The following is a 20668-nucleotide window of genomic DNA, read 5'->3' as shown; positions in this document are numbered from 1 at the left end:
GCGCGCCTGCGCGCCCGGCCCCCGGGGAGTAGTCGGGTGCACGGGTGGGGGAGCATTCGCTCAGCTGCTGTTCGTCTGTGAGGGGGCCGTCATGAGTTCGTTGGGTCGTCGCGCTGTCCCGCTGGTGGTGCTGTCCTGCCCTGTGCTGGCGGGGTGTTCGCTGATTGTGTCGACGACAAGCGGCAACGCGTGCTGGTGAGTTCCGGGAACGGTTGAGGGTGCTCGGCCGCAGAAATGTCGGCGAGTTTCAGCAACGCTGTGTCCCGGTCCCGATCATCGTCTTCAGGGCGATGGGGCGGCCTGGGGGCGAAGCGGGCGTCCGATGAGAGAGTCGAGGATGTCGCGAGCGGCGATCAGGTCGTCGATCGCTGTGTTGATCCGGCGACGCTCTTTCGCCAGGCCGTCGATGAGTTCTGGGCATTTCCCGGCCAGGACGACGGTGTCATCGACGGCGCAGGGAAGGATCTCTGCGACGGCGGATGTGCCGAGACCTGCGGAGAGCAGGATCTGGATACGCCGCACGGTGGTGACGGTGCGTTCGTCGTAGTCGCGGTATCCGTTCGGCAGGCGCGTCGGGGTGAGTAGTCCTTGCTCTTCGTAGTAGCGCAGTGAGCGCTGGCTCACGCTGGTGCGTCGTGAGAGTTCACCGATCCTCATGAGGGAGAGTCCAGCAGTGCTTGACCTTGACGTCAATGTGAAGGTTTAGCGTTCTGTGCATGATCGCAACCTCTGATGACAACTCTCGACTGACATCCGTGACCGTCCTCGGTCTTGGCCCGATGGGCCGCGCCCTGGCCTCGGCTTTCCTCAATGCCCGCCACCCGGTAACGGTGTGGAACCGCACGCCGGGAAAGGCCGGAGACCTCCCCGACCGGGGTGCGGTAGTCGCCGGCTCGGTCCAGGACGCGGTGCAGGCCGGACAAGTGATCATTGTCTGTCTCATCGACTACGCCGCGGTGCGGGCCACGCTCGAACACTCGCCGGCGGACTGGGAAAACCGACGGCTGATCAACCTCACCAGCGGAGAACCGGCACAGGCTCGCCAGATGTCACGGTGGGCCTCTTCACGCGGGATCGACTACCTCGACGGCGCCATCCTGACGCCGACCCCGACGATAGGCACTCCAGCCGCCGCCGTCCTCCTCAGCGGCTCCCGCGACGTCTACGAGGCCGTTCAGGAGACGATGGCCGCCGTGGGCGGCACGACGATGCATCTCGGCGACGATCCCGGCCAGGCATCCGCCTACGAGGTTGCGCTCCTGGACATCTTTGCCACCTCGGTCAACGGCATCGTGCACGCCTTCGCTCTCGCGTCCGCCGAGGGAATCGAGCCAGAACGGTTTGCCGCCTTCGCCGCCGGTATCGGTGGACTCCTCCCGGAGATGATCACGCGTTTCGCCCAGCAGATCCAGACTGGCCACTATCCGGGAGGCCGGTCCACGATCGCTTCCGCAGCGTCCGGGATTGCCCACATCATCAGCACCGCCACCAGCCACGGAATCGATGTGGGGATGCTTACAGCGGCGAAAAGCATCATCGACCAGGCCGTAGCGGACGGCTATGGGCCAGAGGGACTGGCCCGTCTGACGACCGTCCTTCGCAAGGCCGGCCGAGTGTGAATTCCTGACCTCCTTCAGCTGGTGGCAGATTGCGCGACCTTGGCCCGGGTCTGTACGAGGCGGTAGGAGTCGGTGCCGGTTCCGATGATCGTGCCGTTGAAGGTGAGCCGGTCGACGATCGCGGTGCAGAGCCGGGGATCCGTGAACCTCTTGGTCCATCCATCTGGGGCTGGCCGTGCATGCGTCCCTCTTGGCGAAGCACTCCCAGGCGCTGCATACCGTCCAGACGTCTCGCCCGGCCCCTGCCAGGACTGACAACTGCCAATCCACAGTGCCTATTAGGCTTACTCATCCCGTCGCAACCGCCGCTACCTGCGGCGACGCCAGATCAAGCAGACGATCCCCGAACCGAAGAACCAGCGGGCCAAGCGACAGCACAAAGGCAGCAGGGGCGGTCGGCCTGCCGGCTTCGACAGGACGATCTACAAACGCAGGAGCGAGGTGGAGCGGACGATCAATGCCCTCAACAGCTTCCGGGCTGTGGCGACGAGGTTCGACAGACGCGCCTACGTCTTCTACGGCACCGTCACTGTTGCCTCGATCCGACTTTGGCTCCGGTCGCAACCCACCGGAGAGACCTAGCTAGTAGTACCCTTTCGCCCCGTCGAGCAGTTCCCTCACGATGTCCGCGTGCCGTCCACTCTCCTCAACGAGATTGCTTATGGATGCGCTGGGCCTCGTACGACGCACACACGCGGCCGGGAGTGCACCCATCGCTTCGAGGGAACCGGATGCGCACCACCGGCCGTCGTTCAGGCCCGGGTGTAGCCGCCGTCGGCGAAGAGTTCGGCGCCGGTGACGAACGATGAGGCGTCCGAAGCCAGGAAGAGGGCGGCCTCGGCGAGGCCTGCGGCGGCGCTTGATCTGCATGGCCTGCCGGGCGTCGGGGAAGAGCAGGTTGTTCACCGTGGCGACCTTGATCCGGCGGATCTCGGAGCGGCCCTGGCCCTGGTCGCGGGTGCGCCTGGAGGGGGATCTCCTTCCAGGGGAGGGACGTGAGCTGCTTGCGCAACTTCTTCTGGTTGCCCTTGACGATCGCGATGTAGTGGGCGTGGTGATCCACAAGGTATGCGGAGTGCTCGTGCTGGGTATGCAGCGCGTCGCTGGTGACCACGGTTCCAGGGAGGTCGGCGACCGTGTCGAGTAGCGGCTGGAAGCATGTGATCTCGTTCGTCTTCTCACCGACGTCCAGCTGAGCCAGGACCAGGCCGCTGGTGTGCTCCACTGCGGCGAGAAGATGGATCTTTCGGCCCCTGGTCCTGGTCGCGCCCCGCACGGCTTTGCCGTCCACCGAGAGCCCGCGCAGGTCAGAATCGTGCGCCGGCTCCAGGCGGCGGTCGGCGAGCCAGCGGCCAACGGCCTGGTCCAACGCGTCGCCGTCGAGCCGGGCCAGAAGTCGGCGTACCGCTGACTCGGAGGGCAACAGAGGGCGCGGCGACAGCGGATCCGGTAGCAGGCCGAGCTGTTCGAGCACGTGGGCAGGGGCGTCGGCGATCCACTCGCTCACTGCCAGCAATGAGGTCGCTCCGGCCAGGACCGCGCACGCGGTCAGCGCGAGCACGGCCGCCAAGGCGTGCCGCACGCCGCGCGGATCATGCGGGTCCGGCACTTCCGCGAGTCGTTTCCAGTAACTCCGGGACCTTCCCGGGTTCGGCTTCGAACTGCTCGCACAGTTGGTCAAGAGCGGACAGGGTCGGCGATGATGCGGCGGCGGGCACGGTCTTCCAGACAGGTCACGGGGGCGTAGGAACTCCATGATCTTGGAAGCCGTGTCCGTTCAGGCTTCGGGGGCCACCTGCTGCTGATCCGTCGGACTTCCGCTCAGGGGAGTCAACTTGTTGCCCTGTGGCGGGCGCGGTAGGCCGCGACGGTGGTCCGGCTGGCGCAGGCGTTGGAGCAGAAACGCCGGGTGCGGTTGCGGGAGTCGTCGACGTAGAAACGTGTGCAGCCGGTGGCGTGGCAGCGGCCGATGGTCACGGCCGGGTCGCCGCATACGACGTGGGCGAGGGCTGCGGCGCAGCTGCGGCCGAGCCAGCTGACGGCGTCTGCGGCGTTGGGGGCGAAGTGCAGGTGTGGTGATCCTTCGCCGTCGTGGTCGTCGACGCGGATCAGGGGCGGGTGCTGTTCGAGCAGGGCGTTGACGGGGCCGATCGGCCCAGCCTGGGAGGCGGCCTCCACGGCGGCGCGCAGCGCCGGGAGGAACTGGGCGAGATGTGTGGTGTCGGGCTCGGCGATCCGGTGCTGTCGGAACATCTCCTGTCGCAGCTCGCTTGGGTCATCACCGTTGACGATCTCGACCGCGATGCGGGTCAGGTTCCCGATGTAGTCGACGTAACGCACTTGACCACCTACCTGTCGGAGCTGAAGAGTAGGCATCATGATTACTGATGCCACCTACATGATGGACGGTCCGGCCGCCACCGCGCGAATGCTGCACCGCGTGGGCCACTGGGACATGGCACTCGCCGTCTTGCCGTCGCACGCCGGGGCCGAGCGTGCCGAGATCCTGGTGGACAGCTTCTGGTGGCGCCTGAGCGGCGCCGACGCAGCCGAGGAGGCCGTCGACGCACTCGCCCTCGCCCAGCCGGTGCTCGCCGGGTACCTCGGCGCCCAGATCCGGTACACCCGGCTGCTGTTCGGCCTCAGCCCGCTCGACGACGACCTCCACCGCGCCCGGGAGGGTTTCACCCAGGCCAGATCCGAGCGCCGACTGGCGGGTTGGGCCACCTTCTGGCTCGGCGTGCTCGCCGACAACATCGACGACGACCCGCACGCGGCCGGCCTGGCCTACCGGGACGGTCTGGAACACGCCCGGGAGCAAGGGGACGCCTTGCTGGAGTCCTACGCCGAACGCCACATCGGCGGCCACCTCCTGGAACAGGACCATGAACAGGGCGTCGACCACCTGCGCAGGTCCTACCACCTGCGCGCATCCCTGGGAGCCCGTCCTCAGACGGCTGCGGCGGCCATCACCCTCGCCGGCGAACTGCCACCAGGAACCGAAGCCGACCAACTCCGCGAGGCGGCCGGACTTACTGCCCGCGAACTCGGACTGACCTGGTTGCTGCGCGCGCTGTGATGGCGTCGTCCGAGCCAGGCGTCCGACCAATGGGCTCGATGTCTGCTCGTAGGGTCTGGGGCAGCGCATCGGCCCCGCCCTCAGCCCCCTGGCTGATCATCAATCGACTGGGGTATCCCCAGTCTCTCTGGGGCATCACCCACCACCCTCGCGGGGAAAACCTCTACCGCCATCACTGCTCGACAGACCATCAGGAACCGGACGCCAGCCGACTACGCCGAAGCCCTGGCCGCGCAAGGCGGTTCATACTGGCTCGGCCCGGCTCATTCCAGGTTTCCGAGCTGCGGAATCAGGATTCGGGAATCCCTTGATGATGCTCGTGATGCCGTCGGCCCGGCGAAGGCACTGGCCGGACAGGGCCGGGGCAGTCTGGGGTGTCTGGGGCAGGCCGGACGCCCGGGAGCTGTGGTCCGGCTGCCCGGGCGGGATGCCACACCTTGTGGGGCAGCAGGTGGATGACGACCGGCCCCGCAAGGCGCGGGTGACCCGGGCCGAGCAGGCTGAAGGGCCGGACCTGCGGGCCCGAGTGCGGGCGGCCAGTGAGAATTCCCCACGTACGGCCACCTCCGCTGTCACTCTCCGTCGATGTCCTGGGGTCCGAGTTGCACGGGGCGAATCAGGCCACAGCGGGGCCTGGGCGCGGACGGCATCGCCGTCGGTAGTGCTCTTGGGAATACGGATCCGTGCTTGATCTTTGAATGCGGTGACACGGGTCGGCGTCGGCCCTCTGGCGCGCGGCTGGCCAAGCCTTGTCCGGACGAGGAAGTGCGGTGATCACGCGATGCGGGCGGTGCGGTTTCATGAGTACGGCGGGATCGATGTTCTGCGGGTGGAGGAGGTGGAGCGGCCGGTGCCCGGTCCTGGGCAGGTGCTGGTTGAGGTCCGTGCGACCGGGATCCAGCCCGGCGAGGCGCACATCCGCACGGGCGCGCTGCACGAACGCTGGCCGGCGGCGTTTCCCTCCGGGCAGGGTAGCGATCTGGCCGGCGTCGTGGTGGAGGCCGGCCCGCACGTCCGGGGCTTCGCGGTGGGCGATGAGGTATTGGGCTTCACCCACAGGCGGGCCAGCCATGCGCAGTTCGTCGTGGTCGACGACGTGAATCTGGTCTCCCGTCCGGCGGGGTTGGCGTGGGAGGTGGCCGGGGCGCTGTACGTGGCCGGCACGACCGCCTATGCCACCGTGTTCGCGGTGGACCCCGGCCCGGACGACACGGTCGTCGTCTCCGGTGCGGCGGGCGGTGTCGGGTCGCTTGCCGTGCAGCTCGCGCGGCGGCGCGGTGCCACGGTGATCGGGCTGGCGAGCGAGCGGAACCACGCCTGGTTGAAGGATCGCGGTGTTCTCCCGGTCGAGTACGGGCCGGGTGTGGCCGAGCGGATCCGTCAGGCGTCCGGCGGCAGGGTCGACGCGTTCATCGACACCTTCGGCGACGGCTACGTGGCACTGGCAGTGGAGCTGGGCGTGCGGCCGGAGCGAATCAACACGATCCGCGACTGGCAGGCCGCGGCCACGATCGGCGCGCGGACCTACGGAGAAGGTGCGGCGGCGTGTGCGGTCGTGCTCGGCGAGCTGGCCCGGCTTGCCGCGCGCGGACAGCTGGAGGTGCTGATCGCCCGCACCTACCCGCTGGAACAGGTGCGAGACGCCTTCCGCGAGCTGGAACAGCAGCACACGCACGGCAAGATCGTGCTCCGGCCCTAGCCGCGGCTGCCCGAGGCGACCGTCGAGCAGGCGTCCCGGAACATTAACGCAGCGTCACCGATGGCGGCCAGTTGACTCCCATCAAGTGGCCGCCAGCGGGGAATTGCAAGGCTCTTCGGCACTTTCCGTGAAGCCGTTGATCTTGGGGTAGCCCTCCCCGGTGGGGGATCATGCTTCTGGCCTGCTGAAAGTCCTGTTCCCGTCCCTGTCCGCCGTGGTCATCGATCAGTTGGTCCGGGTCGGCAGCGCAGTACGCATCAGCGCCAGGTGCACGACACCGACGGCCAAGTGCCCCGACTGCGGTACTTCCTCGGGGCGGGTACATGGCCGGTACGCACGAAGACTCGCCGACACGGCTACCGGCGGGCAGCCGACGGCGATCGATCTGGAGGTCGCCGCGAGAGCGCTGCGGGGCTTCTCCGTGTGCTCAGGAGGCATCCACGGCTCGGCCGAAGAGGCGGCCGCCGAGGTCGACGCCGAGTACGGTGCCGGCGGAGTCGCGGGTAAAGAAGCCACGCTGGCCCTTCAGCCCGCCCTCTGTGATGAGGTACTCGTCGCCGTCACCCGGGAGGAAACCCATGGTCGCGGCGGGGTAGTCGGCCGGCATGTCGATGTCCGAGGCGGCGCGGATCTCCGGCTTGATCCCGACGGCCAGGGTGAGTCGGGTGCCGTCGTTAAGGATGTCGAGGTTCATGACGTCGCTTTCGTAGCGGCCGGCCACCTCCCGTGCCCGCTGCTCGTCGTGGGCGATCGGCTCCGGGTCGCGCTCGACGAGCCCCAGGCAGTGTTCGAGGGCCCAGCGGGCGACGGCCTGCGTCAGGACGTAGCCGTCCGGGCCTGCGGCAAGGGCGACCACGGCGAAGTTCCGCTCGGGCACGATGACCAGGTCGGCGAACTGGCCGTTGCCCGAGCCGCCGTGGCCGATCGTGCGGACGCCGTCCACCTCGCGCAGGAACCAGCCGATGCCGAAGCCATCGCCGAGCGAGCTGCCGCGCAGCTCGACCGTCCGCTCCCGCATCCCGTGCAGCGTCCCGGCGGGCAGCACACCGGCCCCGCTGCCGAGCTGGAAGCGGGCCCAGGCCAGCAGGTCGCTCACTGAGGAGACGATGCCGCCGCCGGGGTTGTTGCCGCGCGCACCGGCCCGGTACGACTTCCACGGCCGGGCGGCCCGCAGGGTCCCGTCCTCGTCGCGGTTGTAGCCCACGGCGAACTTGCGGACCATCACCTCGTCCAGGTCGAAGAAGGTGTTCGACAGCCCGATCGGCTCCAGCAGCATCGAGGCGACAGCCTGTTCGTAGCTCTGGCCGGTGACGTTCTCGATGATCCGCCCGACCAGGTTGTAGCCGGCCTGGCTGTACGAGGCCCGGGCTCCGGGCGGGGCGATGAGCGGGAGCTCGGCGAGCTTTGCGACGAAGCCGGCCAGTGTGCCGTCCTCGTCGCCGGGGTCGATCAGGTTCCAGTCCAGTCCGGCGGTGTGGTTGAGCAGGTTCAGCACGGTGATCCGCTCGGCCGCCCGCTCGTCGACGAGCCTGAGCTCGGGCACGTACCGGCGCACCGGCGCGTCGAGGTCGACCCTGCCCTGTGCGGCCAGGCGCATCAGCGCGGTCGCCGTGAAGGTCTTGGTGACCGAGCCGAGGTGGAACAGCGTGCGCTCGTCCACCGGCAGCGGGTGGTCGATGCTGGTCACGCCGTGGGACGCGAAGATCTCCTGACCGTCCACCAGCACTCCGACGGCGACACCCGGGATGCCGAGCTTCTCGGCCGTCGCCGTGACGAACTCGGACAGCTGCTTCTGCGGCATGGTTGATTCCCCCTGCAGGCACTTGAACTAAGTACAGGAAGACCGTATGCGACCGGGTGAACTGAACACAAGAGTGCTTCCTGCACTAAGTTCAACTAAGCTGGCGCCATGCCACGACAGACCATGACCGCCGACCAGATCGTCCGCGCCGCGATCGAGCTGCTGGACGAGGAGGGCCTCGACGGCCTCAACATGCGCAGCCTGGGGACACGGCTCGGCTCGGCCGCCACGGCCATCTACTGGCACATCAAGACCAAGGACGAGCTGGTCCGCCTGGCCGCAGACGCGGTCTGGGCGGAGGTCGAGGTGCCCGAACCCGGCACCACCGGGTGGCGGGAGGCCGCCACCGCCATGGCCACCGGCATGCACGCGATGCTCACCCGGCACCCATGGCTCGGCCAGGCCTTCGGCAGCCACCTGCTGTACGGCCGCGGCAAGGCCCGCCTGGACGACTACAGCCTCGCCGTCTACGAGCAGGCCGGATTCGCCGGCGCCGAGGCGGACCGGGCCGCCGCCACCGTGTTCGTCTTCGTGCTCGGCAGTGCCCTCGGGCCCGCCGCACAGGTCTCGCTCACCCGGCGGCTGAGCCGCAGCGGCGAGAACCCCGAGCAGCAGCTTGCCGACACCATCGCCCGGAGCACCGAGATCGCCATGGAGTTCCCCCGCCTGCGCGAGCGGGTCGGCACCACCGACTACGCCGCCGCACCCGACAGCAGCTTCGAATTCGGCCTGCGAGCCATCCTCGACGGCTTCGCAAGCCGACTTGCCACCGGCAGATAGCGACCTGTGCCGCCCAGTCCCTGCCGGACGCGCCAAACGGGATCATCGCCGGGCTGCCGATGGAAGAAGACCAGAACAGCTGAACCCAGGACAGCTTGGGCCCTCGGTGGCAAAGCCCTGGGTCCGACCTCAAGTGAGCTGTCCCGAGTTTCGTAGCGCATACGGTTGTCACCTCGATTTCGTGGTGGTGCCGGGTCTGGTCGGAGCGGATGCTGGCCAGGGGCGGTGACTTCACGGTGGCGCTGTTTCTGGCGGTGCTGTTCGAGATACTGCTGGCACGCCGCGTGCGTCGCGTTCGCGTGGCAGGTGGCCGCTGTACGACGGCTGAGCCGCCGCCGCTCGGGTTGCTTGTCAGGCCGGTGCGAGGCTGGGTTCCGAGGCTGCTGCTTTCGCAGCTTGCTCTTGAGCCCGTTCTTCCCGCTCCCTCCGTGCCTTGGCCTCCGCCAGGCCCACCTCGATCTGCGTGTTGTTGGTCATCCGGGCCGCGACGATCGTCATCGACGCCAGGATCCCGGCTCCCATGATGAACGGTGCGCGCAGCCCCGCGACGTGCGCGAGCCAGCCGCCGAACAACGCGCCGAGCGGTCCGGCGCACAACGCGATCAGTCGGGCGGTGGCGCCGACCCGGCCCATCAGCTCGTCCGGCACGATCGCCTGCCGGACGGCCGGGGCCAGGCTCATCGTGACGCCCATGGCCATGCCCAGCGTCAGCTCGGCCGCCCCGGCCACCCAGGCGTTCGGCGCGAGGCCGATCCCTAGCAGCGCCGCCGCCTCCACTCCCGCGGTGATCGTCAGCGCGGTGCCGGTGCCGAGCCGCGCGGCCAGCCGCGTCCCGATCGATGTGCCGATCAGCGCGCCGATCGCGTTGGCGGTCAGGTAGACGCCGTAGGCGGTGGTCCCCAGGTGCAGGGTGTCCTTGAGGAACAGCACCAGTACCGCGCTGGCCCCGAGGAAGGCGAAGTTCCCCACCGCCGGGCGCAGCGCCAGCCCCACCAGCAACCGGTTGCCGAACAGATACGCCGCGCCTTCGCGCGCCTCGCGCAGCAACGACCCGCGCGGCTTGGCCGGTTTCGCCGGCGCCTTGGGTAGTGACCGGATCATCAGGGAACTGACGAGGAACGACATGGCTTCGGCCAGTACCGGCACCGCCCGCCCCAGCCCGAACAGCAGCGATCCGGCCGGCGGCCCGACGAACCCCTCGAACGTCTGCTGCGCACCCAGGAGCCGGGAGTTGGCCCGTTGCAACGTGGCCAGATCCCGGTCCTGCAACACCTCCGGCATGAAGGCGGTGGACGCCGTGTCGAAGAAGACCTGTCCGGTGCCCAGGAGGAAGGCTGCCGCGAAAAGCAGATAGATGTCCGCCGTGCCGGATGTCACCAGCACGGTCACCAGCACCAGCAGCGAGAACCGGAACAGGTCGGCGACGACCATCGTCCGCCGGCGGTCCCAGCGGTCGACCAGCGCGCCGCCGACCATGCCGAAGCAGAGCCAGGGCAGCAGAGCGCAGGCCTCCATCGTGCCCAGCAGGATCGGATTGTGAGTAAGGGTCAGTGCCAACAACGGCAAGGCTGCGAAGTAGATCCCGTCACCGAGAGCGGACACCGCCGAAGCAGTCCATATTCGATAGAAGCGCTGAGGCATGCGGCTCGCCAAGCTGATCACACGTCCTTCGGTCGGTAAAACGCCACGAACAGGTCGGCGGCGGGTTGGGTCGGATCGGAGAGCTCGTTCAGCTCGGTCAGCAACGCCGTGAGCCGTTCGTTGAACTGGTCCCATGCCTGCGGGCTGAGCCGTGCGTGCTTCAGGAACACGCTCTTCTGGTCACTTGGCGGCGCCGACTCGATGTCCGTCAACGCGTGCCGCATCAGCACCTCGTGCTGCCCGGCCCCGGTCTCCGGCAACTCGATGGTCTTGCCGGTCATCGCGTAGTACTGCTCGGTGACCCCGCCGATCTTCCGAGTCTCGACGACGTGCACCAGACCGGCCTTCGCCAGCACCTTGATGTGGTGGTTCGAGCTGCCCTTGGCGATCCCGAGCCGTTCGGCGACCTGGGTGATGGTCGCCGGGCCGTCCCGCAGGACGCGCAGGATGCGGTGCCGCATATGGCTTGCGATGGCACGGAGTTGCTCATCGCTCTCGATGTGGACGCGGGCGGCCGAATGTCCAGGGTCATCAGGAGTGGTCACGAGATCTATGGTCAAGGACTCTTGACCGTCAGTCAAGAGTTCTTGACCATCGGGTTGTGCAGGGAGGGGGAGAGGGATGGTTAGGTCCCGTCCTGCGGATCATGTGACTGCCTCGGGTTCGAGTCGTCGGCATGTCCATGGGACGTGGAGATCGGGCCGCCACCACCGCACCCCAGTGCACCGGCACCGTCATCGCCTCCCGGCAGAGCCGTCAGTTCCTCGCCAACCCCCGCCTGGCCGTCTACGACAATCCCCACACGCTGCTGATGTGCGTCTATAAGCGCGACAAGGCCCTGTGTCACCGCGGCCTCAAGGGCACCCTCAGCCTCAACCAGTGCGTCCCCGCCTGCGCGAACATCGCCCGCACCGATCAGCACGCCGCCGGCCTCCGTCGCCGCGCCACCGCGCTTGACCAGCAGGCTGGTCACGTCCCCGGCCTGCCAGGCGAGCGACTGCGCGACAACGCCACCCGGCTGCGTGACCTCGCCAATGCCCACCACCGCACCCGCACCACCCTCCAGGGCGGCACCGCATGAGCCCCGCACGCGACGAACGCGACCATATCCGCGCGGCCATGGACCGCATCCTGCAGGGAACCGCGCAGCACTTCAACGGCGCGCTGACGATCGGCGCCCTGGCCCAGGAAGCCGGCGTACCGCGCAACGCGCTCACCCAACGCCACCTGGACCTCAAGAACTACTTCTACGCACAAGTGAGGGCGAGCGGACAGACGCCGGACTCTGAGATCCGCCTGCGTCAGCAGATCGGCAGACTGAAGGAGCTCCGCGCCAAGGACGCTACCGAATTCGCCCAGCTGCGGACGGCCGTCGATCATCTCGTCCGCGTCGTCAACCAACTGACCACGTACAACCGACAGCTCCTCCACGCGCTGTCCCAGCCCAATCCTCCGGTCCGGGCCCTGCCGACCCAGCCGCACCCGGACCGGGGCCACTGAGCTGCTGGCACCCCGCGCGGTGGAGCACGGTCCGGCACTACGAGAGTTGAGCCGTCCCGCGCCGCTACCCGGGGAACAGCCCAGGTACGCCAGAAATCCGCATGGAATGATCTCGGAGTTCGGATGGCCGCCGACGAACCCGACGCCTGCGCGCCACACTTGGACGTCGACTTCACTCTGATCCGCGGCGACGGGCCGCCGAGACGGATTCAGCGAGGCCGCGTGAGCGACCCAGGGCCGGATGCCTGAGCTGGCCCGGCGCGTGTCGGCGGGCACCTCGCGGAGCTCTGGCACGGCATGCGAGGGCTGATCGCGGGAACCGGGTTGAGGTCACAGCAATCGGTCGACCAGCCCGTCGATGTAGTCCGGAGTGAGCGGGACCATGCCGAACAGGACGCGGATGTACATCGGGGCCAGGATGTGGTCCAGGACGTCGAACGCGTCGGGTGCGTGCTCGCCGCGTTCGCGGGAACGGTCGAGCATGGACTGCAGTTGCCGGGTGCGTTCGTCGCGCAGGTCGTCACGAGCCTGCAGGCCCTGCTGACCGATGGTCGACAGGGCGACGGCCAGGCGCACCAACAGCAGGCCGTCGGGTCCGGTGATCTCGCGGGCCACTTGGGCCGCGTAGGTACGCAGGTCGCCGTCGAGGCTCCCGGTGTCGGGCATCGGCGACTGCGCGTTGAGGCGGGTGAGCGCCACGTCGGTGAGCAGGGTTTCCAGGCTGCCCCACCGGCGGTAGATGCTGCTGTCGGCCACGCCGGCGCGGGCTGCGACCTCGCCGACGGTGAAGTTGCCGTAGCCGCGCTCGCTGATCAGGTCGGTGACGGCCTGGTGCACCTGCGCGCCGACGCGGGCGCTGCGCCCGCCGGGCCGCCGGGTTCGCTGTCGATCGTTCACACCCCCCACTTTAACGCAGTCACTGCTTGCGTTTACGGGCGACCCTCTCTATGGTTATCTAACGCAGCCAATGGCTGCTTTAGGGCATTCGGCTGTATCGCCACCCGCGATGACCGCGGCCGGGCGCAACTATCGATTGAGGGGGACCCCGTGGCTGCATCACATGCGACCGTAGGCAGTCGATCAAACCGGGCCGTGCTGCTCACGGTGACTTGCCTGGGCCAGTTCATGGTCCTGCTCGACAACACGATCGTTGGAGCGGCGCTGCCCGATATGCAGCACCGCCTGCACACTCAACTGACCGGTCTGCAATGGATCGTGGACGCGTACGTACTGCTGGTCGCCATGCTGCTGATGTCCGGCGGCATCTTCGCCGACCGGTTCGGCCGCAAGCGGGTGTACCTGACCGGCGTGGCGGTGTTCACGGCCGCGTCCCTGGTATGCGCGCTCGCGCCCTCGCTCGGCTGGCTGATCGTCGGCCGGGTCCTCCAGGGCATCGGGGCCGCGGCACTGAGCCCCGCCTCGCTCGCCCTGCTAGCCGCCGCCTACCCCGTGCCGCAAGAACGCATCAAGGCGATCGGGATGTGGGCCGGACTCAGTGGAATCGGCCTGGCCGCAGGTCCCGTGGCCGGCGGGGTGCTCACAGAAGCCTTCGGCTGGCCCGCCATCTTCCTGGTCAATCTGCCCATCGGCGTCGTCCTGCTGCTGGTCGGCCTGCGCCACCTCGACGAGTCCCGCAACCCAAGCGCCGCCGCGATCGACATCCCGGGCACGGTGCTGTCCATTCTGGCAGTGGGGATGCTGACCTACGGGCTGATCGAGGGTAGCGTCCGCGGCTGGACCTCACCGGTGATCCTGGGCAGCTTCACCGCCGCTGTGATCCTCCTCGCCGCCTTCGTCACCGTCGAAGCCCGTCGTTCCGAACCGATGCTGCCGCTGCGGCTGTTCCGTCAGCGCCTGTTCACCGTGTCCAACACTGCCATGGTCGTGGTGGGGTTCGCGCTCATGGGCTCGTCGTTCTTCTTCTCCCAGTTCTTCGTGCGCGTCCAGGGCAGCTCGATTCTGCGGGCCGGCCTGCAGACCCTGCCGCTGTCCCTCGCCATGGTGGTCGTCAGCCCGTACGCGGGCCGGCTCGCCGCCCGGTACGGCTTCCGCATCGTGGCCACCACCGGCCTGGCCCTGGCCGGCCTGGGACTGCTGGCGCTCGGCACAGTGCACGCCGAGACCGGCTACGGGAACGTGTGGTGGCGAATGGCCCTCGTCGGCACCGGCTTCGCCCTGACCATGTCCCCCCTGACCGGGGCCGCCATCCAGGCGGTCAGCCCGCAGGAGGGCGGCCTGGCCTCAGGTATCAGCAGCACCACCCGGCAGATCGGCGCGGTACTCGGTGTGGCGCTGCTGGGAGCGATCGTCCGCACCCAACAGTCGGGCGGCGCCTCCTTCGAGGCCGGTCTCAAGAGCGCCTTCCTCGCGGCCGGCGCCGTCACCCTGGCCACCGCCGTGTTCACCGGCCTGTGGCTGGCGAGGTCCAAGCCCGCGAAAGGCGCTGTGGTGACGCAACACTCCACCGATCCAGATGCTGTCACCACCTCGAACGAAGCATCCGCGAACAGCCATTGACAACAACAACGGCCATGGCCGGGAGAAGCGGCTGCGCGCCGATGGCATCAACATCACCATGCCGCTGCCGAGCACCCCTGAACGAACGCTATTTCCAGGTCACCGACCCCAGCGGCGTGATTGTCCAGTCCATCGAGTGGGTCACCCCGCCCAGCCCCGAGAACACCTCAAACCCCACCGAGCCATGTTGATCCGGCCCCGGCCCGGCGACGCCTCCACCAGGGCCGTGCGGCATCCCGTAACCACGTAAAGGACCCCGACCTTGTCCCCTGACCCGACCACCGTGCACCCGCTGCCCGCCCACGACCGCGTGGTGTTCCTCAAACCGCTGGTCACCTCACCGAACATCACCGTGGGCGAGTACACCTACTACGACGACCCGGATGGCGCCACGGACTTCCAGCACCGTAACGTCCTCTACGCCTACGGGCCTGAGCGCCTCACCATCGGCAGGTACTGCGCGATCGCTTCGGGAACCACCTTCCTGATGGCCGGTGCCGAGCACCCGACGATGGGCGTCTCGACGTACCCGTTCACCATGTTCGGCGGGCGGTGGGCCGAGCAGACGCTGGACATCGTCACCGCCATGCCCAGCCGCGGAGACACGGTCGTCGGCAACGACGTCTGGTTCGGGTACCGGGCGACTGTCATGCCCGGCGTACGGATCGGCGACGGCGCCATCATCGCGGCCGGCGCCGTGGTCACCGCCGACGTCCCGCCCTACACGATCGTCGGCGGCAACCCAGCCAAACCGATCCGGCAACGCTTCACCGACGCCGACACCGAGCGGCTGCAGCGCGCAGCGTGGTGGGACTGGCCCGCCGACCTGGTCACCGAACACGCCCGCACCATCATGGCCGGAACCCCGGCCGACATCGAACGCATCGCCGCCGAGCACGGTTTGGGGAAGCCCCTTTGAACCACGTACCCCAGATGTCCATCGAAGAGCACACAGTGGCCGACGACGCGGCCGGACCCTACGCCCTCACCACGGGACCGGACGGTGCTCTGTGGTTCACCCTCGTCCACAGCGGCCGGATCGGCCGCCTCGTCCCCGGCGAGGAGCCCACCAGCCACCGACTCGACCCCGACAGCGGACCGACCGTCATCACACCCGGCCCCGACGGCGCGCTGTGGTTCACCGAATACCGGGCGGACCGGATCGGGCGGATCACCATCGACGGCGTGATCGACGAGTTCGACGTGCCCGGCTCCGGCTGCGGGCCGTTCGGCATCGCGGCGGGACCCGACGGCGCGCTGTGGTTCACCGAGACCGCCGCCGACCGCATCGGCCGCATCACCGTCGAAGGCCACCTCACCCAGTTTCCGCTGCCCGTCACCGGCGCGTTCCCCTCGGCGATCACCGCCGGCGGCGACGGAAGCATGTGGTTCACCCTCAACCAGGCCAACGCCATCGGGCGGATCGGCATGGACGGTGCGGTCTCCCTCCACCCCCTGCCGACCGAGGCGGCGGCGCCCGTCGGGATCGCCGCAGGCCACGACGGAGCACTCTGGTTCGTCGAGATCGCCGCCGGTCAGATCGGCCGGATCACTCCCGACGGGCACATCACCGAGTTCCCGTTGCCCAACCGCGCCGCCCGACCACACGCCGTCACCGTCGACGGACAGGGCAAAGCGTGGTTCACCGAATGGGGAGGCAACCGCGTCGGAACGATCACCCCCGACGGCTCCGTCACCGTCCACGACCTGCCCACCCCCGACTCCGAACCGCACGGCATCACCGTCGGCCCCGACGGCGCTCTGTGGACCGCACTGGAGATCGGCTCACTCGCCCGTATCGCCCTGCCGGACAGCACCGCCTGAACCACCCCCCCTCACACCGTCAGCAGTAGTCGCCCGCACGGCGGCCCGAGAGGAGTCCATTTCCGGGGCGGCCCCGCTGAGGGGTGGACTCCCGCGGAGCCGCGCGAGGATGACGTGAAGTATGTGTGGCTGGAGAACACGGTCTCTGGTGAGTCCGGCCGCTACCGCCGGACCGTTGAGCACGTCTACATCCACGGCGTTCGGCGCGTCATCTTCGAGTACGACCCGAAGTAGCTCGGCCGCGCTACCTCCATCGCTGCCCCGGCTCCTCGTCTGCCGGCACGTCCACAACGCCTCGCGCCGCACACGCGAGGCTGGCGCCCGTTCGGCAGACAGGCTGGGAACCATCCCCCTAAGACTCGGAATACGCACGCGAGGCGTAGTAGGAGCACACGAGTGAGTACCTCTGGCGCTCACCTCGGACACAGAGACGCTGTGCGTCGCGGGACCTGCCACCTCCGGCACTCGGAGCGGGCCGGATCGGTGGAATACCGGTGGGCCAGGAGATTCTCGACTGGCGGTTCACTTTGCGGTCAGGGTCGCTTGGAATAGCCGCGCATCGTATCAATAACCATTTCCTGATATCTGGCGCTCACCATTCGGACGAAGCAACTGGTGCGGACCGCGCTGACGTGGATCACTAGGGCTGGTGTGACATACCAGACGGCCTCCTCGAATTCTTCGCTCAGCCGTGTCGGCCTGCCCAACACTTCGGCCATTCGCTTGGTCAACGTGGCGAAGGCGTCGGCGATGAAGTTCTGTGCTCCGGGTGCCTCCTCGTTGACAGTGTCGGTGACCTTGCAACTGGCCATGGCGATGCCGCGGCCCCAATCGGTAAAGACGGCAATAGGCTCATTCACCTTGACAGTCGTGGTGGTGCGGACTCCGGGGCCGCCGCGTTCCGGCTTGGTCCAGCCCATCCCCGCGCAGAAACTCGGGGCGTCGGAGTGGGTCCACGTCCACTGGAACTGCCTGGCCGCGGCAACGATCGCGACGGCGGCGAAAACGTCTACTCGGGGGCCGGCCGCGACCGACTGCGCAGGCGTCCCGCTAGCGGCGGCCGACATGCTCGCGGCGATCTCGACCACACTGGACACTCCTGGAAGTCTCTGTCCGCTGGCGATGTCCCACACCGTCGTCTCGTCCCGCCCGGCTGCCACCAGAAAGCGGCCGTTGCGGCTCACATCGAGGAAGGTCACCTGGCTGGGGGCCGAGGGGAGAGTCCGTGGGCTGCCAGGAGTCAGGAGATCCCAGACGCGGATACCGTCCGGCCCCGCGGCGAAAGCGTGCGAGTTGTCAGGGCTCAGACACACCGCCGACACCGCGTCTCTCGACGGCCATAGAGTCTGTAGCAATCGGCCATCGGTCAGGTCCCACAGCCGGATCAGCATGGGGTTGTCGCCGTTGAGGACACGCTGGCTGTCCCGTCCTGCGGCCAGCGCTCGTCGACCTTCCGCGTCGACCGCCAAAGCGACGACAGGATGGGGACCCGGCAGCGCCCAGAGACATTCGGTGTCGGTGACGCTCCATAGGCGGATGCTCCCTTCGGCGCCGTTGGCAGCGAGAACCAGCCGTCCGTCGCCGCTCAGGGCCTTCCTACCTGATTCGGGAAGTAGTGTGCCGGCTAACCTGCGGCCCGTGTCGATCGACCACACGGTAACGACGTCGCCCTGACCGGCGGAGGTCAATCGGCGACCGTCGGAGCTGAATCGGAGGACGCCTTGCGGGGGCTGGCCGGAGTCGAATGACCTGAGGAGCCTGCCGGAAGGCAGGTCCCACAGATCGATCCGGCCTCGGAGGCCCATCGAGGCGGCGCTGCTGCCATCCGGACTTATGTCAAACATGGAGACTCCCCTCTGCCATAGCGAACTGATGACTCATCCAATTCCGGTGGCCACGAGGGCCTGGCGGAATTCCCCAACCTGCTGATATCCGATGATCGGCCGCTCGCGTAGAGCGTGGTCGACGACCTCGGCCAGCGCCATCGGAACGGCAGGGTTCCGTTCTCGGATCGGAACCGGCGACTCGGCCAGAACGATCTGCCAGGGGTCTCTTTTCGGCCGGAACGTCCGTGGATAGGCACCGGTGAGCACCCGATACAGGCTCGCGGCCAGCGCCCACACGTCGACGGCCGGTGAGACCTCACGGAAGTTGACGACCTGTTGGCGCGGCAGGTAGTACGGCTTGCCCGCGGTGGTGCCGGTGCGTGTCAGGCCGGACAACCCGGCGTCGTCGAAGGCTTTGGCCAGACCGAAGTCTGCGAGTTTGGCCTGGAGCCCGCCGCGGGGCTGGGACGCGAGCAAGATGTTGGCCGGGCTCAGGTCCCGATGGACGACACCTTGGCCGTGCGCGTGGCCGAGGCCGTCGGCAACCTGGATGATCAGGCCCACGGCCTCGGCAGGAGACAGGCGCCCGCCGCGCTGTTGCAGCAGCTGCTCCAGATCTCCGGAGTCGCAGAATTCGGAGGTGAAATAGAACGCGCCGGCAGCGAAGCCGGCCTCGTAAAGCTCTGCGATGTTCGGGTGTTTCAGGCTCCGGGTGAGGTCCACTTCGCGCTCGAACCGGCGTCGGGCCTCAAGTCGGGGCGCGACCTGCGGCAACATGACTTTCAGCGCGACCGGGCACGGGTCGCCTTGGCGACGTGCCAAGTACACCGCGCCCATGCCGCCGCGGCCGAGTTCCTGTTCGACCTCGTAGCCGGCGATCGACGCCAGCTCCGGGCGGTTGCCGCTGTCGGCCGCCGCCAGCAGAGATCCGACAACCGCCTTCGGTTCGGCCTGGCAGCCTGGGCAGAGGTAGTCGCCGGGCGCGATCGCGGGCTCGCAGGTGATGTCGATGCCGCAACGAGCACAGAGCACGCCTGCCAGGGTTTCCATATCAGCGTCGTTCGACGTAAGAACGGTCAGCCGCAGGACGGTGTCGCCGACCCGGATCTCGTCACCGTCCGTCAAATCATGCTCCGGAAACGCGACGGATGCGGCTTCCCCCGGACTCTGATGCGCCTCGCGTTGCCCGATCTTGCGGCCGTTCAGGTACGTCCCGTTCAGGCTGCCGAAGTCGCGGACGCGAACGGCTGGCGGGTTGATGTCGAGAAGGCAGTGGTGTCGCGAAACTAGGCGGTGGTGCCGATCGTCGGGCAGCTGCGGGGAGCAGTCCGGCGCGCGGCCGAGCAGGGCGGTGGTGCGTTCATCGAACAGGAACTCACTCGTTGCGAGCTCGCCGTTGACGACCGTCAGGACGACGGCAGGCATCTTGGGCGCATGCTTCATGGTCCCTCTCCGATCACCCCGTGACGTCAGGACTCCGGCTCCATACAAGCATCCCGGTCCGAGGACCCGTCCTCCTCGCCCCGTCCTATGCTGACCGACGAGGAGGCACCACCGGCGAGTTCGATGGAGAGGCCCATCATGGAATTCAGGGAATTCATTCCGCAACCGCTGCCGTCGGACATGCCGGCCCTGGCCGGCGGGGTGCCACCTGCGCCGCACGGCACCATCTTCGTAAAGGCCGGGCCCAGCGGTTTCGCCGTGCCGCCGCGCAAGTTCACGCTGCACGTCGGGCGTGCGAAGGCCGACGTACACGTGTCGATCGGCGGTGACGACCGCTTCGTCAGCCGCCTGCACGGCGTGTTCAGTTGTGACGGGGACCAGTGGTGGCTCCGCAACGAGGGCCGTCGTCCGATCCGGATGCCGGGCGCCGACCCGGTGCTGCGGCACCACGTCGTGCGCATACGCACCGGCTACACGCCGTTGACCATCGACACTCCGAACAGTCGCTCGCATCTGTTGGAGTGTCATGTCGTCGGCTCGTCGGACGGCCTGGGCCAGGATCAGTCACAGGAGCTGACCTTGACGTCGGATGTCTACGACCTGTCCCCGGTCCAGCGACTACTGCTCACTGCCTTGGCGCAGCGGTACTTGCGCCGCGAGCCATATCCGGCGCCGGTGACGTGGAAGCAGGTGGCGGACACCCTGAACGAGGCAGCGCCGGATCCAGTACGGCCTTGGACCGCGAAGGGGGTTGAGCTTCGCATCGCCAGCCTCCGTGCCCGACTGGCGACCGGGCCCGGCGCGATCCCTGGCGTCGTGAAGGACGACGATATGGCCGAACCGATCGGCAACACCCTGAACGACAACCTGATCCGGGCGATGTTGGACAGCGGCACGCTGGTGCCGGAGGACTTGTACCTGCTTGGGGAAGAGGCCTGA

General features: G+C 68.1%; 18 protein-coding genes and 5 pseudogenes. 12 read left to right on the top strand and 11 right to left on the bottom strand.

Features of this window, described 5'->3' with window-relative positions; genetic code table 11:
• Nucleotides 1–282: 282 nt before the first annotated feature.
• Nucleotides 283–657, bottom strand: coding sequence for a MerR family transcriptional regulator (locus AC4OXY_RS03910; protein WP_356039126.1), 375 nt, complete (start codon nucleotides 655–657; stop codon nucleotides 283–285).
• A 59-nt stretch (nucleotides 658–716) separates the two neighbouring features.
• Here AC4OXY_RS03910 and AC4OXY_RS03905 point away from each other — a divergent pair, with 59 nt between their 5' ends.
• Nucleotides 717–1619 carry an NAD(P)-dependent oxidoreductase gene (locus AC4OXY_RS03905; protein WP_491993162.1) on the top strand — a complete coding sequence of 301 codons (903 nt, stop codon included), beginning with the start codon at nucleotides 717–719 and terminating at the stop codon, nucleotides 1617–1619.
• A gap of 14 nt (nucleotides 1620–1633) precedes the next feature.
• Here AC4OXY_RS03905 and AC4OXY_RS03900 read toward each other — a convergent pair.
• Nucleotides 1634–1780: pseudogene (locus AC4OXY_RS03900) on the bottom strand (ATP-binding protein); the annotation flags it as partial.
• A 121-nt stretch (nucleotides 1781–1901) separates the two neighbouring features.
• On the opposite strand from AC4OXY_RS03900, the pseudogene AC4OXY_RS03895 reads away from it, so the two are divergent.
• Nucleotides 1902–2201: pseudogene (locus AC4OXY_RS03895) on the top strand (IS5/IS1182 family transposase); the annotation flags it as partial.
• Nucleotides 2202–2371: 170 nt separating this feature from the next.
• Here AC4OXY_RS03895 and AC4OXY_RS03890 read toward each other — a convergent pair.
• The 3 genes and pseudogenes from AC4OXY_RS03890 to AC4OXY_RS03880 all read right to left on the bottom strand — a co-directional run.
• Nucleotides 2372–2464 (bottom strand): annotated as a pseudogene (locus tag AC4OXY_RS03890) (SDR family oxidoreductase); the annotation flags it as partial.
• Between the two features lie 185 nt (nucleotides 2465–2649).
• Nucleotides 2650–3375 (bottom strand): annotated as a pseudogene (locus AC4OXY_RS03885) (ISAs1 family transposase); the annotation flags it as partial.
• 74 nt (nucleotides 3376–3449) lie between these two features.
• Nucleotides 3450–3959, bottom strand: coding sequence for a CGNR zinc finger domain-containing protein (locus tag AC4OXY_RS03880; protein ID WP_491993161.1), 510 nt, complete (start codon nucleotides 3957–3959; stop codon nucleotides 3450–3452).
• Nucleotides 3960–3996: 37 nt separating this feature from the next.
• Between AC4OXY_RS03880 and AC4OXY_RS03875 the strand changes: the two genes are divergently transcribed.
• The 3 genes and pseudogenes from AC4OXY_RS03875 to AC4OXY_RS03865 all read left to right on the top strand — a co-directional run.
• Nucleotides 3997–4698, top strand: coding sequence for a hypothetical protein (locus AC4OXY_RS03875; protein ID WP_491993160.1), 702 nt, complete (start codon nucleotides 3997–3999; stop codon nucleotides 4696–4698).
• 781 nt (nucleotides 4699–5479) lie between these two features.
• Nucleotides 5480–6397 (top strand): NADP-dependent oxidoreductase, encoded by a 918-nt coding sequence (locus AC4OXY_RS03870; RefSeq protein ID WP_376295570.1) that lies wholly within the window; start codon nucleotides 5480–5482, stop codon nucleotides 6395–6397.
• Between the two features lie 160 nt (nucleotides 6398–6557).
• A pseudogene (locus AC4OXY_RS03865) lies at nucleotides 6558–6776 on the top strand (transposase family protein); the annotation flags it as partial.
• A 48-nt stretch (nucleotides 6777–6824) separates the two neighbouring features.
• Here the strand turns inward: AC4OXY_RS03865 and AC4OXY_RS03860 are convergent.
• Nucleotides 6825–8198: a serine hydrolase domain-containing protein gene (locus AC4OXY_RS03860; RefSeq protein ID WP_491993159.1), complete on the bottom strand. Its 1374-nt coding sequence runs from the start codon at nucleotides 8196–8198 to the stop codon at nucleotides 6825–6827.
• Between the two features lie 108 nt (nucleotides 8199–8306).
• On the opposite strand from AC4OXY_RS03860, the gene AC4OXY_RS03855 reads away from it, so the two are divergent.
• Nucleotides 8307–8978, top strand: a complete 672-nt coding sequence (locus AC4OXY_RS03855; protein WP_362823138.1) for a TetR/AcrR family transcriptional regulator — start codon at nucleotides 8307–8309, stop codon at nucleotides 8976–8978.
• 351 nt (nucleotides 8979–9329) lie between these two features.
• On the opposite strand, the gene AC4OXY_RS03850 is transcribed toward AC4OXY_RS03855, so the two are convergent.
• Together AC4OXY_RS03850 and AC4OXY_RS03845 are read right to left on the bottom strand one after the other, a co-directional pair.
• The gene (locus tag AC4OXY_RS03850) at nucleotides 9330–10640 is read right to left on the bottom strand and encodes an MFS transporter (RefSeq protein ID WP_491993158.1); all 1311 of its coding nucleotides are present in this window, start codon (nucleotides 10638–10640) and stop codon (nucleotides 9330–9332) included.
• Complete coding sequence (locus AC4OXY_RS03845) at nucleotides 10637–11164, bottom strand: helix-turn-helix domain-containing protein (protein WP_491993157.1); 528 nt, start codon at nucleotides 11162–11164, stop codon at nucleotides 10637–10639. The genes AC4OXY_RS03850 and AC4OXY_RS03845 overlap by 4 nt, the downstream gene beginning before the upstream one ends.
• Nucleotides 11165–11295: 131 nt before the next feature.
• On the opposite strand from AC4OXY_RS03845, the gene AC4OXY_RS03840 reads away from it, so the two are divergent.
• Both AC4OXY_RS03840 and AC4OXY_RS03835 read left to right on the top strand, forming a co-directional pair.
• Entirely contained in the window at nucleotides 11296–11700 is a 405-nt protein-coding gene (locus AC4OXY_RS03840) for a hypothetical protein (protein ID WP_491993156.1), read from the top strand.
• Nucleotides 11697–12119, top strand: a complete 423-nt coding sequence (locus tag AC4OXY_RS03835) for a hypothetical protein (protein ID WP_491993155.1) — start codon at nucleotides 11697–11699, stop codon at nucleotides 12117–12119. The genes AC4OXY_RS03840 and AC4OXY_RS03835 overlap by 4 nt, the downstream gene beginning before the upstream one ends.
• A 330-nt stretch (nucleotides 12120–12449) precedes the next feature.
• On the opposite strand, the gene AC4OXY_RS03830 is transcribed toward AC4OXY_RS03835, so the two are convergent.
• Complete coding sequence (locus AC4OXY_RS03830; RefSeq protein ID WP_402067975.1) at nucleotides 12450–13016, bottom strand: TetR/AcrR family transcriptional regulator; 567 nt, start codon at nucleotides 13014–13016, stop codon at nucleotides 12450–12452.
• 150 nt (nucleotides 13017–13166) lie between these two features.
• Between AC4OXY_RS03830 and AC4OXY_RS03825 the strand changes: the two genes are divergently transcribed.
• From AC4OXY_RS03825 to AC4OXY_RS03815, 3 genes are all read left to right on the top strand, one after another.
• Nucleotides 13167–14636, top strand: a complete 1470-nt coding sequence (locus AC4OXY_RS03825; protein WP_491993154.1) for an MFS transporter — start codon at nucleotides 13167–13169, stop codon at nucleotides 14634–14636.
• 262 nt (nucleotides 14637–14898) lie between these two features.
• Nucleotides 14899–15555: a CatB-related O-acetyltransferase gene (locus AC4OXY_RS03820; protein WP_491993153.1), complete on the top strand. Its 657-nt coding sequence runs from the start codon at nucleotides 14899–14901 to the stop codon at nucleotides 15553–15555.
• A 14-nt stretch (nucleotides 15556–15569) separates the two neighbouring features.
• The gene (locus AC4OXY_RS03815; RefSeq protein WP_491993152.1) at nucleotides 15570–16460 is read left to right on the top strand and encodes a Vgb family protein; all 891 of its coding nucleotides are present in this window, start codon (nucleotides 15570–15572) and stop codon (nucleotides 16458–16460) included.
• Between the two features lie 533 nt (nucleotides 16461–16993).
• On the opposite strand, the gene AC4OXY_RS03810 is transcribed toward AC4OXY_RS03815, so the two are convergent.
• Both AC4OXY_RS03810 and AC4OXY_RS03805 read right to left on the bottom strand, forming a co-directional pair.
• Nucleotides 16994–18148 (bottom strand): DUF6301 family protein, encoded by a 1155-nt coding sequence (locus AC4OXY_RS03810; protein ID WP_491993151.1) that lies wholly within the window; start codon nucleotides 18146–18148, stop codon nucleotides 16994–16996.
• Between the two features lie 189 nt (nucleotides 18149–18337).
• Nucleotides 18338–19729, bottom strand: a complete 1392-nt coding sequence (locus AC4OXY_RS03805) for a protein kinase domain-containing protein (protein ID WP_491993150.1) — start codon at nucleotides 19727–19729, stop codon at nucleotides 18338–18340.
• 138 nt (nucleotides 19730–19867) lie between these two features.
• On the opposite strand from AC4OXY_RS03805, the gene AC4OXY_RS03800 reads away from it, so the two are divergent.
• Complete coding sequence (locus AC4OXY_RS03800; RefSeq protein WP_491993149.1) at nucleotides 19868–20668, top strand: FHA domain-containing protein; 801 nt, start codon at nucleotides 19868–19870, stop codon at nucleotides 20666–20668.

This window comes from Streptomyces sp. HUAS MG56, from assembly GCF_058673395.1.
Note: the sequence above shows the minus strand (reverse complement) of the source record. Positions and strands in the feature narration are given on the sequence as shown.